Raw genomic sequence first — 14653 nt, forward strand, 5'->3', positions numbered from 1 at the left:
TTATGTAATATTGACAAAACGAACATTTAAACCCATGCTCTCAGCCAGTTCGATGGGATTTACCCAAATTGGCTCAAGCAGTGCCTTCTTATAACAATCACGCAGGAACTGCTCGGTCACCTTTTCCAGGTTATCTTTATTAATCACCGGAACAAGTGCATCATCCATCGGCTTTTTTGCACGATTGTTCCGCTTGTAATCGGACACCTCAAATATCTCAAAATCTGCTAAATCCTGTGCCAAGTCTCCCCGACAACGAATCATCATCCAGATTTTCTTTTCTTCAGTATCATCATAATGGTAATCCGCCTCATGGATTTCAAAAACTACTGACAGAGCCACGTCAAATTGGATTGCCATTTCTGGTAAATCTTCGACCCATACAATGCTCCACATTAACAGCCTGAATCTCAGTTTCTCCTGCCCTGTGTATCTTGTACAATTCAATGTCCAAGTCATCCATATTTTCACGCAGAAATTCCTCTGCCGCTGCCCAGAACTGATTATCAAATGTTTGTGCGACATATTCTGTAAATGAGTGGCTGTCTGCCACACGCAATTTCCCCCTGTTTCCAGTCTTTTTCAAAAGACTTTTAATTATTCTGAATCTGATTCTTCTCCATCATCCTCAATAACGACCTTATAATTTTTTCGCAATCCGGAACGTGTTTTAGAAACAAATGCATGGAATTGCCTTGTATTTTTAAGTCCCAGAATAGCGGTGCATTGCGAGGCATTACCAAAGGCTATAATTTCTTCTGTGCGTTCATCATACACAGTATAATACTTTCCCAATTTCCCTCCTCCAACCACTTATATGTTCATATACTAATGATGGAATAAAGCCCCATGTATGTACCCGTGCTACGATAATACTTTCTTAATTTCGTCAGCATTGCCATCATTTCCCATAATCAACTCATAATACCGAACTGGTTCAGCGCTAAGTGGAAGATAGAAATCCTGGGTACTTTCCATCTTTTTCAATCGCGTAACTTCTCCAGGGAATATAAACCCACACATTTTAACTCCAGTTAACAAAACATATGATAGTAATTGATGACTATCTGCGCGAACTGGACGGCTGTCTGGCTTATACTTTGCATCTAAAACCATAGATGGCTCCCCGGTTTGTTTATCACAAACAATAATATCCGGGATACAATACGTCATTAAGTGAATACCTTTTTCCGAATACTCTGTATTTGCGATTCCATTTTGCAGGAACAGCTTTTGCGAATACTTCTCCAACTTATATTTGTCAGCAGACAAGATTTCCTTTAATATTGTCCTGGTATAGAATTCAAATAGCGTTTCCATATTAATGACATATGGAATTGTAAAAACACTTTTCTTTGTAGTACAACCATCGTTTTCTAAATATGTGTGCTGTTTCTGACCTAAAATTGCTCTGGACTGTTGAATCACAGGCTTGTAATATGAATACAAACCGCTTACAGCAACTGAATTAAAATCACTGTTGTTAATTCTTGTATTAGAAACGTGCCGAAGCGAATTCACACAAAAACCGATACGGTTTTTAATTGACGCATTATCCTGAAACCGTTTCTTAAGCGTTGTCTTACTTTTAAGTAATGCTGCCTTGATTATTCTGTTTTCAATATTATCTTCTGTAAAATCGACATATTTACAAAAGAATTTGTCACTTCTTCCACGAGCCGTATTGTGTTTGATATTCTTTGAAACATCAATTTTCCCACGTAACTTTGCCGTGTAATTTTCCTTTTTATAGATGAGAGACTTCTTGAGACCCTTTTTGCACAAAGAATAACAAGCGTTCAAAAAACTCAAGGCATATAATATTTCCGCATCTGAATCATCATCCTGCTCAAGTTGAATCACTGGCTGATCATAAAAAATCCGATATAGGAACTTGTTTTCCTTATTCAGTTCTTCTGTGTATGCCTCGTATTCATCGTCTTTCAAAACCTTTTCAAGCATCCGCCACGGATTCATTCCGTAGCTAGAAGAAACAATCAATATATGTTCTTTTCCGTTATCATGGATTGGGGCACCGTTGATATCAAAAACACGGCCTACTCCAACTAATCCACTGGTCCATAAGCCATTGTTGTACTGATGGATACCAAAATTATCTTCCGGTCTCTGTAGATTTATCTTTCCCCAGAAACCATCGCTCTCATCTATCTGGCTCCAATCATCTATTCTGTGTGGTATTATTCCTTTTGCCATAATCCCTCACTTCTCAGTAGCTAAATTCTTTTCTCAAATCGTCAATAAACTTACCAATGTACTCATTATCAATGGTAACATTTGACTTGTTGAGATTTCCGAATTCTTTAATATAGAGCATTATATTTTCGCTTAATAGTGCGACCTGCTCATCTCCTGTTGCAGCAGAATGAATTTCAGCTACTGTATGTTCATTCGCAACAAGATTCTCAGTTACATCCAGTATACCATCTTTTACATACTCTCTCATGATAGGAACAACCTGGAAAACAAAATGTTCGATTGCAGCGTCTTCATATCCACGCTTTCTATCTCTCAAAAAGTATGTATGACCAATTTTTACATCACTCTTTTGATATTCAGTATTAAAGAAACGTTCATCATCAAAAATATGCTGTACCGCATCAAATAGTAACAGTTCAATAGAATTTTCATCTGTATTGCCAGATACGTTTTGATAACAGCCCAGAACAACATCTCTATTTGCAGGGCTATCAACAAACATAAATCTTCTCCTGATAGCATAATCTATTGCATCGATCGATTTATCCGCCGTATTCATAGTCCCTATAATAAATAAGTTCTTTCCAATAGTAATATCTTTAGTAATATTTCCTGTTAACTTTTCCTTAACTTCATATGGTGTAGAAACCTTACTATTTCTATATTCCAGACCATAAATCAACTCGCCGAAGACTGTTGCAAGATTTGCACGGTTAATTTCATCCACAATCAGATAAAACTTTGGTGTAGTACCTGTTGTGGCATTATCAGCGGCCGCTTTAGAGAATTCAGCTATTCGACCAAGAATACGATTAACACTAGCATAACTTGGCGTTGTAGACCCTTTTGGTATTTTAACTTCAATGCCACGGATAAAATCCTCGTACCCATAAGACGGATGAAACTGAACCAAGTCCCAGCCTCCTGTCTGAAGCTTTGGAGATGCTGATGGATCGGCGTAATCGTCATCACTGAGTTTAAATGATTCCAAATCTTTTGAAATGTCTTCTTGGGATGCAAATGCTTTGCTCAATGCGGCTGCCGTCGGATCAAGCTGGTTCAGAACAAAACGTTTACTCTCAAATGTTTTTGATGTACCCGGAGGTCCCTGAAAAATCATCTGTCTAATCCCGATATTCTCCATTATTTTTTGATAATCTTTCAAATCTACCATTTTTACCACTCCTTTTATCTCGATTTTTATTGTCAATCCTACGTTGGTGTCGAACATTTTTTCATATTCATCAATGCTAAAAACAATACGTCCACTTATAAGATCTTCAAACTGCTTTTCGGAAACCTCAATGATATCTCCGATTCCATACCAAAGAAATCTTAAATTAGATATCTTTTCGCCATAATATTTTAATCTTGCATCATCACCCGTTGGCTTTCCTGGTAGTTTTCCCTTCAGAACCTGTTTCACCGATTCTAAATATTTTTCTTCCAAGATAATCAAATTATACAGATTATTATACTGAGGATTCGTCCCCATAACTAAACCTATATTCGTCTTATACAAATCAAGATATTTTGCCAGCAGAATATGTACAGCCGTCATGATATTGACTGTATTATGTTGTATCACTAATTCGGCAGAGTCCGGATTGAATCCATGATTTCTAAATCCACTTAAGATAATAAACTCAGCATCCGGGCTCCCATCAGAATACGACAGAATATATTCTTCTGTATCATTCTCCGCCTGCCATCTTCCAGTTGCAGCAACATCCAAGGTGTAATAGGCATGCGTTCCCGATATCTTTCCTGCCCGTACTGTTTCGTACATAAAGCGATTGGCTTTATATTTCTCCACCATATATGAAGCTTTGACTGTCGGAGTATGGAGACTTTCTATGTATGCAAGATTTGTATTCATCAGCAGAGAGCCTACCAACACATCATATGGGAACACTCCGTTCAAAATCAATGCATCTATTATACATTCCATCATTCCTCTGAAATCAGAACCCCCTGCTGTTGCTATGGTACTCTTGTAATAAGAGCGAGAATCACTGAGTGAAAATGGTGTAACTATTTTTCCACTTTTCACTAATTTTTTTGTGATAGCTGAAATCTTACATAGGCCCGAAATCCCAATATTTAAACTGGACAATGTTCGCTCCAAAAAAGCCTCTGGATTGATGCTAATAATTCCTCTGGAATGTAAGTCCTTGAGATATGGTGCAATTTGAAAACGGATCTTCTGTCTTATATTATCCAAAATGAAATATGTACTTCCCGCTTTCGCAACTAAATACATACAGTGACCTGGTACATAATCATCTGCACTAATTCCAACGTCTTTACAGATATAACTTGTAATAAAATCCTTAATCCTGTCGTATATATCCAAAATCAATCTCAATGCATTGGAATCAATGGCTCCGCTGTAATACCTTCTGATATCTTCACGACTTGAACGGAGTTCTTTCAAATAGGTCATTCTTCTTCGCACTGCCAAATCCAAGCCGTTTCCTACATCCAGTAAATTTTCAGTAAAAATCAATGACACATTATCCGGAATTGACATTACTTTTCCATCTGACAATTCTATTTCTTGATTTCTATATTCCATTGCATATAGAACATTACCAAGTAACCTTCCGGCATCTGATCTGTCAATATCATCAAAGACAATACAATATTTATTCTGTTTTCCTCTTGCACGATTGCAAAGTTTCATAACTCTTTTTTCAGCATATGCGATGTTTAGTCCATCAGATGCTTTAATTTGTAAACCATACACAACATCATCATAATCCATCGAAGGATGCACCTGAATAAACTCACAGTGAATTCCATCTTCACTGAATTTGTTAATGTCTTGCAAATCTGATGAAATATCACGATTAAAAACTTCCTTTGCAGAAAGATTTTTCATACAGATATAGTATGCAATTGCACGTGCATAAAAAGTCTTCCCAGTACCTGGACATCCACGTAACAATATATTATCCATGATAGTCACCTCCTTTACAGTTATCCTTGCTTCAGTATCTTTTCAATAAACCTGGCTAGGAAATATGATATTTTGGGTGGAACTGCATTTCCAATTTGTCTACTTATCTCCCGTTTTGCACCATAAAACACAAAATCATCCGGAAAGCTTTGTATTCTTGCAGCCTCTCTCGGACTAAGTGTTCGGTTCTCTACAGGATGAGTAAATCTTCCTCCCGCTGGGGTGTCAAACCTTGTCGTAATAGTTGGTGCAACCTCGTCCCAACACAATCTACCATATGATCCACTATGAATAGAATTTATCTTTTCCTGTAGTTCAGTGTAATTTTGTCCATTGCTTATCTTGCTCATTCTTTCAATAACTTTCGCAGAATGTTTAGACTGCTTGTGATTAGTAATTTCGCTATTATTACAACTCAAGTATCTTTGGTAGTTTGTGACTGGGGAGGGATTCTCAACTACTCCATCCTGAGATACAGCCGGAAGATTCCCTATAGCATCCCATACCGTAACCTGGTCGAAATAACCAGGATACTCTTTTTGTATATCACGCTTTGTTTCTTCCCATAAATCATCAAACAGAACATCTGCAATAGTCGTTCCAATAATTATCAAACGTTCCCGCTTCTGTGGGATTCCAAAATCGACAGCTTTTATTACCCGAGGGAACAAGTGATATGGGGTTCCTCCCATCGCAGCAGAATCAGAAAAAACACTAAGTATTTCCTCGAAAATTTTGCCTTTTTGCATCGTCTGCATACCTTTGACATTTTCCATAACAAAGACTCTTGGCCTTACTTCTTTTACAACATTAAAGTAATGTTTGAAAAGATAATTTCTTGGATCATCAATAAAACCATGACGTATTCTTGCACCTGCCATAGAAAAACCTTGGCATGGTGGTCCCCCTATAATTATATCTGCATCTCCATTTTTGAAAATGCCAGTAGTGTCAATATTCCTAATATCATCAACAATCATTTCAACTTCTGGATGATTCAATTTATAAGTATTAGCGATTGGAGGATCAAACTCCACTGCTTTTTTTATCGTGTATCCTGCCTTCATAAATCCAAGGGAGAGACCACCACATCCGGAAAATAAATCTATTGCATTCATCTCAATCAGTACCTCCGCTGGTTCTGTACCTAATGGCAAATTCTTTTATATAAGTACTTTCTTCTTCTGATAATCCAAAAGCTACATTTACAAAATCATCTATAGCATGAATCTCATCCAGACATAATTTGTGCTTATACTCATATTCTGTTTGCCGAGTTCCAACATATACTTTCGTGCTTTCTAACTTATCTCTCAGTGAATTTGCCATTCTTGTAGCTGTCTCGTAATCCTTGATCCGAGGAGCCTTAAATCCGTTCAGTTCTTTGCTCACGTGCCAACAATCTGACACGCAAATCCAATACCACCAAAATAATGAAGAATTAATCAAACAATAACAGTAATCAGCTTCTCCTGTGGTATCGTAACTAAAGACTTTGTATTCTGGATCATCGACATATGTTCTATAAGCTTTCATCCAGAAAGCCTCTCTACGGTTTAAAAAAACAGATTCTTCTCCATTCCTCGAATTCTCATACACTGAGACATTCTGCTTTGACATTATAACTTTTCTGAATATCGCTTTGTCATAATCATTACCCAATTTTGGTATAAAGTCATCCATCCAGAAATTATGTTTAATAACTTGTGTATCCTTGAATAAAGTTTCTCTCTCATCTTTATACCAATAATGATAGTTGCTTGTATACACTCGCCTTTCACTCTTTCTGTTTTTACCAATCAGAACACACAGTTTCTGATGAACAGAATCAAATAGACAATCCGGTCTATCTGCGTAACTTAATATGTATTGCTCAGGCAGTGTTGAAAACAAATCAGTTCTTATTCGCTGCATTCTTGGAGTCGAAATGTATGACAGGGGAATAACAAATCCCATGCTACCATTAGGTTCCAACTTATTCGATGCGTTTTTAAGAACATTAGCATAGATATTACCATATTTATCATCTAGGCAAAGACCGCTTTTTGAATCTTCAACATATGGCGGATTACCAATAATGATATGAAATTCACCATGTATTGGTGGGATTCCTGTGACAAAATCATACGTTGTAAAATTCTCAACTAGTAAATTTGCCAAATCCAAATAGTTAATGTGATTACACCATCGCACTACACACAAGAACAAACGAAGTTCTGTGATAATGACAGATTCCGTATTTATATCATTTCCTTTAATCGTTGAAATAATGTTTAGTGCGGTTGCCGGAGTCAACCTCGTATGCATCGTCCACATACTATATTTCATATTTGCTGCTGCAAGCAAAAACTCTCCCGCACCGCACGTTGGATCAAAAACTGTTTTTTGTTTCGCAAAAGACTTATATGGTATTTGCTCCAAACTTGATAATGACATATTTTGCGGATTCAGTTTTCCATATAATGACTTTACACAATTAGTAAGAATAAAATTTACTAAATCCACAGGGGTGTAATAAACCCCCTTTCTCTTTCTAATTGACTCTTTTTCATTAAGTTTTGAAAGCATATCCTGAGTTCTGTCATAGGAACAAGCTTTTTGCTCTAGCACTGTTGCAAATTCAAAATCTGGTTCACGAGCAATAACTCTCATTGCATCGCACATCTCGGTGACTTCCTCAGTATTATAATTAGCATTCAGATATGTATATGCCAAATTAAGCGCATTTTCAATCATCGTTCTCCTCACCATTTTCCCATTTCACAAGGCACTCTTGCCGCTGTTGACCCATTCATCAAGTTCGGAACGTTTGAATTTCCACAACTTTCCTATCTTGTGAGCCGGGATATGTTCGTCTTTTTTTATCCAATTTCGTAAAGTCACTGTTTTTATTCCTAAATATTCAGCGGCTTCATCTATACTAATGTAGTTATCATTCAAATTCTCGGACATTATTCACACCTCTCACGCCGTTAATCGATGGTTACATTTTTCCATTTATCATTATAACGTTCAATGATTGAAAATGCAAGTTTTTTGATGTTATTTCATGATATTTCATAATATTTAGTGTATTTCTTTTTTCTTTACTTTCTTTTATATTAGCATTTGACGTGTCCAAAAATCAGGACACTAATTTTTTCATTTAAACCTCATTTTAGCCTATCTTTAATCCACCACAAAAAGACAGAGATTTCCCCCTGCTTTACATCACTATTCAGCTGCCCATTCGTTCTTGAGCGTGATAGTTAATTTGCTGCCTTCACACTGTACATCCATCTTTTCTCCAGTTACAAAGCCAAGTTCCTTGAGCCACTGTCCTTTCAGCATTATGGTTGAAGTCGTTTTATAATCCCATCCGCTCATTTCATATACTTTCACTTCTCTTTTTTCTTTAAAAGCCATTATTTATTCTCCACTCGGTAATTTTATCATTTAACGATTAAAAAATATAACGATATCAAAGCAGTATCATTAATGGGGGATACAGTTTTCTGTGTTCTCTGCCGATCTCATATAGAACAATCAGTTGCATTAACGGAAACAAACCTGTTAGTAAGCGTTCTATGCAACCACAAACCTGTTCCATTGTATCAATAAGCGTGTTCCTTCGTTCCTGTATTGTTGTGATTTTTATGGTATTCCATGACACTAATTCATGATTTCAATCCTGTCAACTCGACCTCAAAATATCAGTCCTATCAACTCAACCTGCCCAAAAACAATCCTGTCAACACAACCCTAAATCAAATTTCCAGTAGATATGTTCTGACGGATATAAAACAAGGGATTTCAGGCATCCGGTAATCAGCAGCCCAATACCAGAAATCCCTTGTTTTAGCCGTTCTTCGGCACTTTATTTATCAACCTGTGACATCAATACTACACTCTCCACATGCCTTGAGGAGACAATAAGTATGCTGCCAAGACCCAGTAATTCCTTGGTGGCACCTATTTTTTGTGAAAAATCTCCTTATCGTTTCATCATTTTTTAATACTGGATTATGTACGATACATTAGAAAAGGGGCAAAACTTATAGTTTTGCCCCTCCCATCAACGGAATATTTGGACTCAGGCATTACCCACGCCTTCCGATGGTACATTTAGTACATTAATAGTATATTCAACTATAAGCTTTTTATTCTATCATAGCGACTTTCCCAATCTCTTGGTAATATCTCAAATAGATATATGTCAAATTTCGCTTTGCTTAGAGTTTTTGCAATGTCTTTCTTTAAGGCTTTACCATCGTTCTCGTTTAGCACTTTTTTTAGGGCATACATTCTGGAAAACAAATCAGTGTTTGTTAGCAAAATATCTGCCTCATCATATGAATGCAATACTACTGATGAAGTTTTCCCTATAAGTTTATTATGGTGAGCACAGACATTTCTAAGATTTCTGACGGCATCTAACCATGTGTCCATTTGCTTTGTTACTTCTTTACCATAGTTACGCTTAGTATAGCCGTATGTAAGAACTTCTTTGCGTAAATCTCCACGCAAAAAAGCATATATGTTGGTGATAACACCAAATTCAAAGTATGAAAACGCTGCCCAACACGGAATTTTCTTCTTGGATCTGCTTCCGCCACTTCTATATTCCTTCAATTCAGGGTACTTATTTACATTCTGGCGTAGTTCTTTTTCCTGTGTCTGAATATTTTTAAAGAGTTTATTGTTGAAAAATTTTTTATTTGAGTTTCTCTTATTTTTATCGTTATCGCCTTTTGTTTCGGTATAATAGCCCTTATTTAAGTAAAATGCCTCATCACCTGTTTTTAAAGAAACAGCATTAGACAAATGGCTTTTAAACTGCACTTCAGCTTTTTTCGAATAGGTAAAAAATAGTTTTCTTAATTCCACATCAAAAGAGTATACCTCAAATAATAATTCTTGATCCGGCTTAGCTTTTATTATACTTGTCATTGATAATAAATATTTACCATATCTACTCAACCTAAAGTAACCCGTATAAAATAACATTTTTTTCATACGGGTCTTTCTTTTAAATACTACATATTTTTCATTATTTCAGCTTGTTCATCTAAACTGATTGGTTGATCATGGTTCATCATATTTTATCCTCAAATAAAAAAAAGAATGGTATACCATTCTTAATCCCGCTAATGGAATATTTGGATTCAGGCATGACCCTTGCCTTCCTACGGTTAACTATATGGTATCATAAATAACGCTGTTTGTCAAAGGTTTTAAAGCAATTAAATGATAATCAAATTGCTATCTATAGTATTATTACTATAATACACCTTTTTTTATCATTTTACAACAACGTAACGACTATTTTTTCATGATCACCAACAATAAAACCCTCAGCACACACTGAAGGCTTTAGTCTTAGCAATTTCATCATAGAAGTGGGGAACACACCCCACTCCTATTTTACTGCCTATTCATGGTAGTCTACGTCCTGCTTCACCACAATCCCCGAGTAAAACTGTATCTCCAGCTTCATGCCCTTATGCACTTTGATGAAGGATATGAGCCGTTTTACAAGGTCTTGGTCGAACTCTCGCACCTGTGGGTTTACCGTGGTGATTGCCTTATCCAGCTGATCCACACGCTCTTTATAGCTTTCCGCCTGTTTCTGCGCCTGCACCATTTGGATTCTCGCTGTTTTCAGTTCATTGATTTGGTCAGACAGTTTCTTATATTCTGCATCAAAATCCTCGCTGACAGCTCCTTGCTTTGCATTATTTTCTATGAGAATCAGCATTTGCTGCTGCAGCTGTTCTATCTGCTCATCATATTCCGTTGTAACATCTTGGGTGCTGTAGCTACCGATGACACGGATGACATTTTCTCGGAAGGTGCCTATAAATTCACCTGTATTTTCCACCACACTGTTTATGGCTGTCATAATGGCATCGTGGAGCTGTTCCTCTTTCAAGGTGGGTGAGTTCTGACACCTTGACTTTTTGCCTTGCTTGAGCCTGTCCTCGCATCGCCACACTGCTGACTTTTCACCGTATTTACTCCATATCTGCCTACGATAGGCATGTCCACATTCGGCACAGACCATGAGGTCGGTCAGTATGTACTTGGAGCTATATTTACTTTTTTCTTTTTCTTCTTTGTTTTTCTTTCGGGTTACCGCCGCTTTGTGCAAAGATGCTCTGCGGAGCTTTTCTTCCTGCACCTGATGGAACAACTCCTTTGGTATGATAGCTTCATGATTATCTTCAATATAGTACTGTCTGACATAGCCATCATTTTTGACCTTCTTCTTGGTGAGGAAATCTACGGTATAGGTTTTCTGCATACAGGCATCCCCGCACAGTTTCTCGTTTGAGAGCATTTTGTCTATGGTGCCGGGGTGCCAGTGGTCAAGCCCTGTTACCGTTTTAATGCCATCTCGCTGGAGTCCTCTGGCGATATTGATGATACTGCTTCCCTCAAGATATTCTCGGAAAATCCGCTTGACGATGACCGCTTCTTCCGGCACTATCACAAGGTTGCCATCCTCGTCTTTGGTGTATCCTAAAAATTTCTTATGGTTGACGGATATCTGACCGTTTTCAAATCTTCTTGTTAAACCCCATCTGGTATTCTCGCTGATGTTGCGGCTTTCCTCCTGTGCTTGGCTGCTTAAAATGGTGATGAGCAGCTCGCCGCCGCTTTCCATTGTATTCACGCCCTCTTTTTCGAAGATGACGGGGATACTTTTCTCTTTGAGCTTTCGGATGTTCTGTAAGGCATCTACTGTATTTCTTGCGAATCTGCTGACTGATTTGGTAAGCACTAAGTCTATTTTCCCTGCAAGGCAGGCATCTATCATGGCATTGAAGTCATCTCGCTTATTGGTCTGCGTGGCACTTTTGCCGTCGTCAGCGAATATACCGGCGCACTTCCAGTTAGGATTACTGTTTATTTTATTGGTATAGTAATCTACCTGAGCTTCATAACTGCCTTCCTGCTGTTCAAGCAAGGTACTTACTCGGCAGTAGGCGGCTACACGCAAGGTTTTCTGCTCTACTCGAAGCTGTTTATCATATTTCATCTGCGGCGGTATAATCGCCACATTCTTTTTCTGTACTGCCATTAGGCTCATCCTTTCGTTTGTTTTCTATGATTTCACTGAATTTCAGTCCATTAATAAATTCTGTTTCTATTTTTCCATCTTTGTAGATGGTGATTTTCTTGATAATCTGTACCATCAGTTCTTCATTAAAATCTGTCAGTTCGTGGATTTCCTCTATACTCTCCCTAATCCTTTGAGTAGCATATTGGTAATCATCAATTTTTGAAGCTTTGTAGGTAAGCTCTGCTCGTTTGAAGATAAGCGATGCAAGGTCTGGCGAGGAAAACTGTTCCTGCTCCTCCAATTCTGCAATTTGCAGTTCTACCTCTCTTAGCTCCATATCCTTTTTCAGCGGTTCTTTTCGATAAGGCTTATCCAGCAGATTTCTTTTTTGAAGCAGTTTATTGATTGCTGATGTAACAACAGCCTTTATTTCATCCTCAGTATAGAAAAGATTTCTGCATACAACTCTGTTATTAAAAATGTACTTTTTACATTTCCAGCGTACCTTTTCCTGCGGCTTACCGCAGTGTTTCACATACTTACGGTACGGCTCTCCGCACTCTCCGCAAAATATCCTGTTTGTAAAAGCATAGTGATTATTCATACTGTTGAGCTGTGCCGTTCGCCCTAACTGTGCTGTTTTTTGCTGTCGTTTCTCCTGTGCCTGATGGAACAGCTCCTTGGTGATAAGCGGGGGATAGAGATCATCACCCATGTACTTGATGTTTTGCAGGATTTTCCCCACTGCACCATGCGTCCAGTTAGTTTTATTGTTGGCATTGGGTACATCGTTTTCTTTTAGCTCTTTTGAGATAGCGAGTATGGATTTTCCATTGACATATTCGCTGTAGATTTTCTTTACAGTAGCTGATTTTTCCTGTTCAATCTGAATTTTGCCATCCACCATTTTATAGCCAATGGGTAAGTGTGTTTGCACTTTGGTTCACCCCCTTATAATTATTTCTGTCAGTTCAAGGCTATTAATCAGTCGGAAGGTGATATCTCCGTTATTTCCGATTAGCACCTTGTCTATGGTATGGATAAATAATTCTTCTTGATATTCCTCCATGATGACAGGGTTATATTTGATAATTTGCAGCAGCCTGTTGGTGCCATCAATTTCTTTTTCATATCCATTATCATCAAGCAAGGCATTTCGCCGTTTCTTGTATTCTTCGATTTGGACATTTAAGGTGTTTTGCTGTTCCATAAAAATAGCAGAGTCTATATATCCCTTTTGCACAACTCTGCTTAGGATACGACTCTGCTCCGTTAATTCGGTTATTTTATTATTCAGCTCCAATATCTGCACTTCCTGCTCTTGGCTGGTTCTGAGATTTTTTAGTGATTCCAAGAGGGGATAGAGGATTTCGCTGTAGTTGCTGACCAGCTTATTCCACATTGCGAGATAGGCGTTCTTGATCATGTCCTCTCTCACTGCTTTCATTTTGCACTTTTTGATGTTCTCAATGTGAGTAATACAGCACCATTGTATTTTTTCATAAGGTTTGCCGATATAAATCTTTTGCCTACGGAATACTCCGCCACATTCTTTACAGATGATTTTACTGCTGAATTCATAGCGGTTTTGGTATTTTCCACTATCATCTACACCCATCTGTATTCTGCGATAGGCGTAAATTTCTTTTACTCTTTCTGCCTGCTGTTGTGTGATAATTGCTGGGTGATTTTCTTTGATAGAATACATTGGCAGTTCGCCATTATTTCGCTTTTTGGTAAAGGGAAGTACCTCTGTCGTATAGGTTTTCTGCAGGAGCAGTTCGCCCTCATAGATTGGGTTTTGTAAAATCTCCTTTACCACGCTGTCATTCCATTTTTCTGCATTGCGAATGGTTGGAATGCTATCATGGTTTAATTCTTTTGCAATGGTGTAACTGCCTTTTCCTGCAAGATATTCATTGAAAATCCTGCGGATGATTTCAGCTTCATCCTCTTTTATGATAAGCTCGCCATCTTCATCCTTGGTGTATCCGTATGCCACGCAGCCGATATTGAAGCTGCCATCTTGGAAGCGTTTTTGGATGCCCCAGCGATTATTGGTAGAAATGCTTTCCGATTCGCCCTGTGCGATAGAGCTTAAAATGGTCAGCATTTGCTCGCTCTGCTCTGACATGGTATTGATATTTTCCTTTTCAAAAAATACCGCTATGCCAAGTGCTTTCAGCTTTCGGATGGTTTCTATGCTGTCTACCGTATTTCTAGCAAACCTTGTGACGGATTTTGTGATGATGATATCGATATTGCCTTTTTCGCATTCCTTAATCATTCGTAAAAACTCGTCACGATTTTTCACCTTGGTTGCGGTTTTCGCCTCGTCAGCAAAAATGCCGACATACTCCCAATCCTCTCGACCTTGAATATACTGCTGATAATATTCTGTCTGTGCCACATAGGATGTATGCTGCTTT

13 protein-coding genes are annotated in these 14653 nt (G+C 37.9%); all 13 read right to left on the bottom strand.

The genetic code is table 11. The features are described from left to right. A complete protein-coding gene (locus tag QZT18_RS08975) occupies nt 1-360 on the bottom strand; it encodes a hypothetical protein (RefSeq protein WP_294146863.1) in 360 nt (119 codons plus the stop codon). Beyond that, nucleotides 344-553 (bottom strand): hypothetical protein, encoded by a 210-nt coding sequence (locus tag QZT18_RS08980; RefSeq protein ID WP_294146866.1) that lies wholly within the window; start codon nt 551-553, stop codon nt 344-346. Before QZT18_RS08980 ends, QZT18_RS08975 begins: the two co-directional genes overlap by 17 nt. 44 nt (nt 554-597) lie before the next feature. Further along, nucleotides 598-795 carry a hypothetical protein gene (locus QZT18_RS08985; protein WP_294146868.1) on the bottom strand — a complete coding sequence of 66 codons (198 nt, stop codon included), beginning with the start codon at nt 793-795 and terminating at the stop codon, nt 598-600. Between the two features lie 69 nt (nt 796-864). Further along, nucleotides 865-2214, bottom strand: coding sequence for a hypothetical protein (locus tag QZT18_RS08990; RefSeq protein WP_294146869.1), 1350 nt, complete (start codon nt 2212-2214; stop codon nt 865-867). A 13-nt stretch (nt 2215-2227) separates the two neighbouring features. Further along, complete coding sequence (locus QZT18_RS08995) at nt 2228-5179, bottom strand: AAA family ATPase (protein ID WP_294146872.1); 2952 nt, start codon at nt 5177-5179, stop codon at nt 2228-2230. Between the two features lie 20 nt (nt 5180-5199). Continuing rightward, complete coding sequence (locus QZT18_RS09000; RefSeq protein ID WP_294146873.1) at nt 5200-6297, bottom strand: DNA cytosine methyltransferase; 1098 nt, start codon at nt 6295-6297, stop codon at nt 5200-5202. A 1-nt stretch (nt 6298) separates the two neighbouring features. Further along, a complete protein-coding gene (locus QZT18_RS09005) occupies nt 6299-7915 on the bottom strand; it encodes an Eco57I restriction-modification methylase domain-containing protein (protein ID WP_294146875.1) in 1617 nt (538 codons plus the stop codon). 24 nt (nt 7916-7939) lie between these two features. Continuing rightward, nucleotides 7940-8131 carry a helix-turn-helix domain-containing protein gene (locus QZT18_RS09010; protein ID WP_294146876.1) on the bottom strand — a complete coding sequence of 64 codons (192 nt, stop codon included), beginning with the start codon at nt 8129-8131 and terminating at the stop codon, nt 7940-7942. A gap of 261 nt (nt 8132-8392) precedes the next feature. Beyond that, the gene (locus tag QZT18_RS09015; protein ID WP_294146877.1) at nt 8393-8584 is read right to left on the bottom strand and encodes a SymE family type I addiction module toxin; all 192 of its coding nucleotides are present in this window, start codon (nt 8582-8584) and stop codon (nt 8393-8395) included. A 723-nt stretch (nt 8585-9307) separates the two neighbouring features. After that, nucleotides 9308-10174, bottom strand: coding sequence for an Abi family protein (locus tag QZT18_RS09020; RefSeq protein ID WP_294146878.1), 867 nt, complete (start codon nt 10172-10174; stop codon nt 9308-9310). Nucleotides 10175-10589: 415 nt separating this feature from the next. Continuing rightward, nucleotides 10590-12242 carry a recombinase family protein gene (locus QZT18_RS09025; RefSeq protein ID WP_294146879.1) on the bottom strand — a complete coding sequence of 551 codons (1653 nt, stop codon included), beginning with the start codon at nt 12240-12242 and terminating at the stop codon, nt 10590-10592. Next, nucleotides 12190-13161 carry a recombinase family protein gene (locus QZT18_RS09030; protein ID WP_294146880.1) on the bottom strand — a complete coding sequence of 324 codons (972 nt, stop codon included), beginning with the start codon at nt 13159-13161 and terminating at the stop codon, nt 12190-12192. Before QZT18_RS09030 ends, QZT18_RS09025 begins: the two co-directional genes overlap by 53 nt. Before the next feature lie 6 nt (nt 13162-13167). Further along, nucleotides 13168-14653, bottom strand: a 1486-nt coding sequence (locus QZT18_RS09035) for a recombinase family protein (RefSeq protein ID WP_294146881.1), incomplete at its 5' end; no start/stop codon positions are given.

Source organism: uncultured Clostridium sp., assembly GCF_900547735.1.
Taxonomy (GTDB): Bacteria; Bacillota; Clostridia; order Lachnospirales; family Lachnospiraceae; genus Otoolea.

Bases quoted from the DNA above. Each gene is read 5' to 3' on its own strand.
- QZT18_RS08975 (WP_294146863.1), bottom strand. From the start codon at position 360: ATGGCAATCCAATTTGACGTGGCTCTGTCAGTAGTTTTTGAAATCCAT.
- QZT18_RS08990 (WP_294146869.1), bottom strand. From the start codon at position 2,214: ATGGCAAAAGGAATAATACCACACAGAATAGATGATTGGAGCCAGATA.
- QZT18_RS08995 (WP_294146872.1), bottom strand. From the start codon at position 5,179: ATGGATAATATATTGTTACGTGGATGTCCAGGTACTGGGAAGACTTTT.
- QZT18_RS09000 (WP_294146873.1), bottom strand. From the start codon at position 6,297: ATGAATGCAATAGATTTATTTTCCGGATGTGGTGGTCTCTCCCTTGGA.
- QZT18_RS09005 (WP_294146875.1), bottom strand. From the start codon at position 7,915: ATGATTGAAAATGCGCTTAATTTGGCATATACATATCTGAATGCTAAT.
- QZT18_RS09010 (WP_294146876.1), bottom strand. From the start codon at position 8,131: ATGTCCGAGAATTTGAATGATAACTACATTAGTATAGATGAAGCCGCT.
- QZT18_RS09015 (WP_294146877.1), bottom strand. From the start codon at position 8,584: ATGGCTTTTAAAGAAAAAAGAGAAGTGAAAGTATATGAAATGAGCGGA.
- QZT18_RS09020 (WP_294146878.1), bottom strand. From the start codon at position 10,174: ATGAAAAAAATGTTATTTTATACGGGTTACTTTAGGTTGAGTAGATAT.
- QZT18_RS09025 (WP_294146879.1), bottom strand. From the start codon at position 12,242: ATGGCAGTACAGAAAAAGAATGTGGCGATTATACCGCCGCAGATGAAA.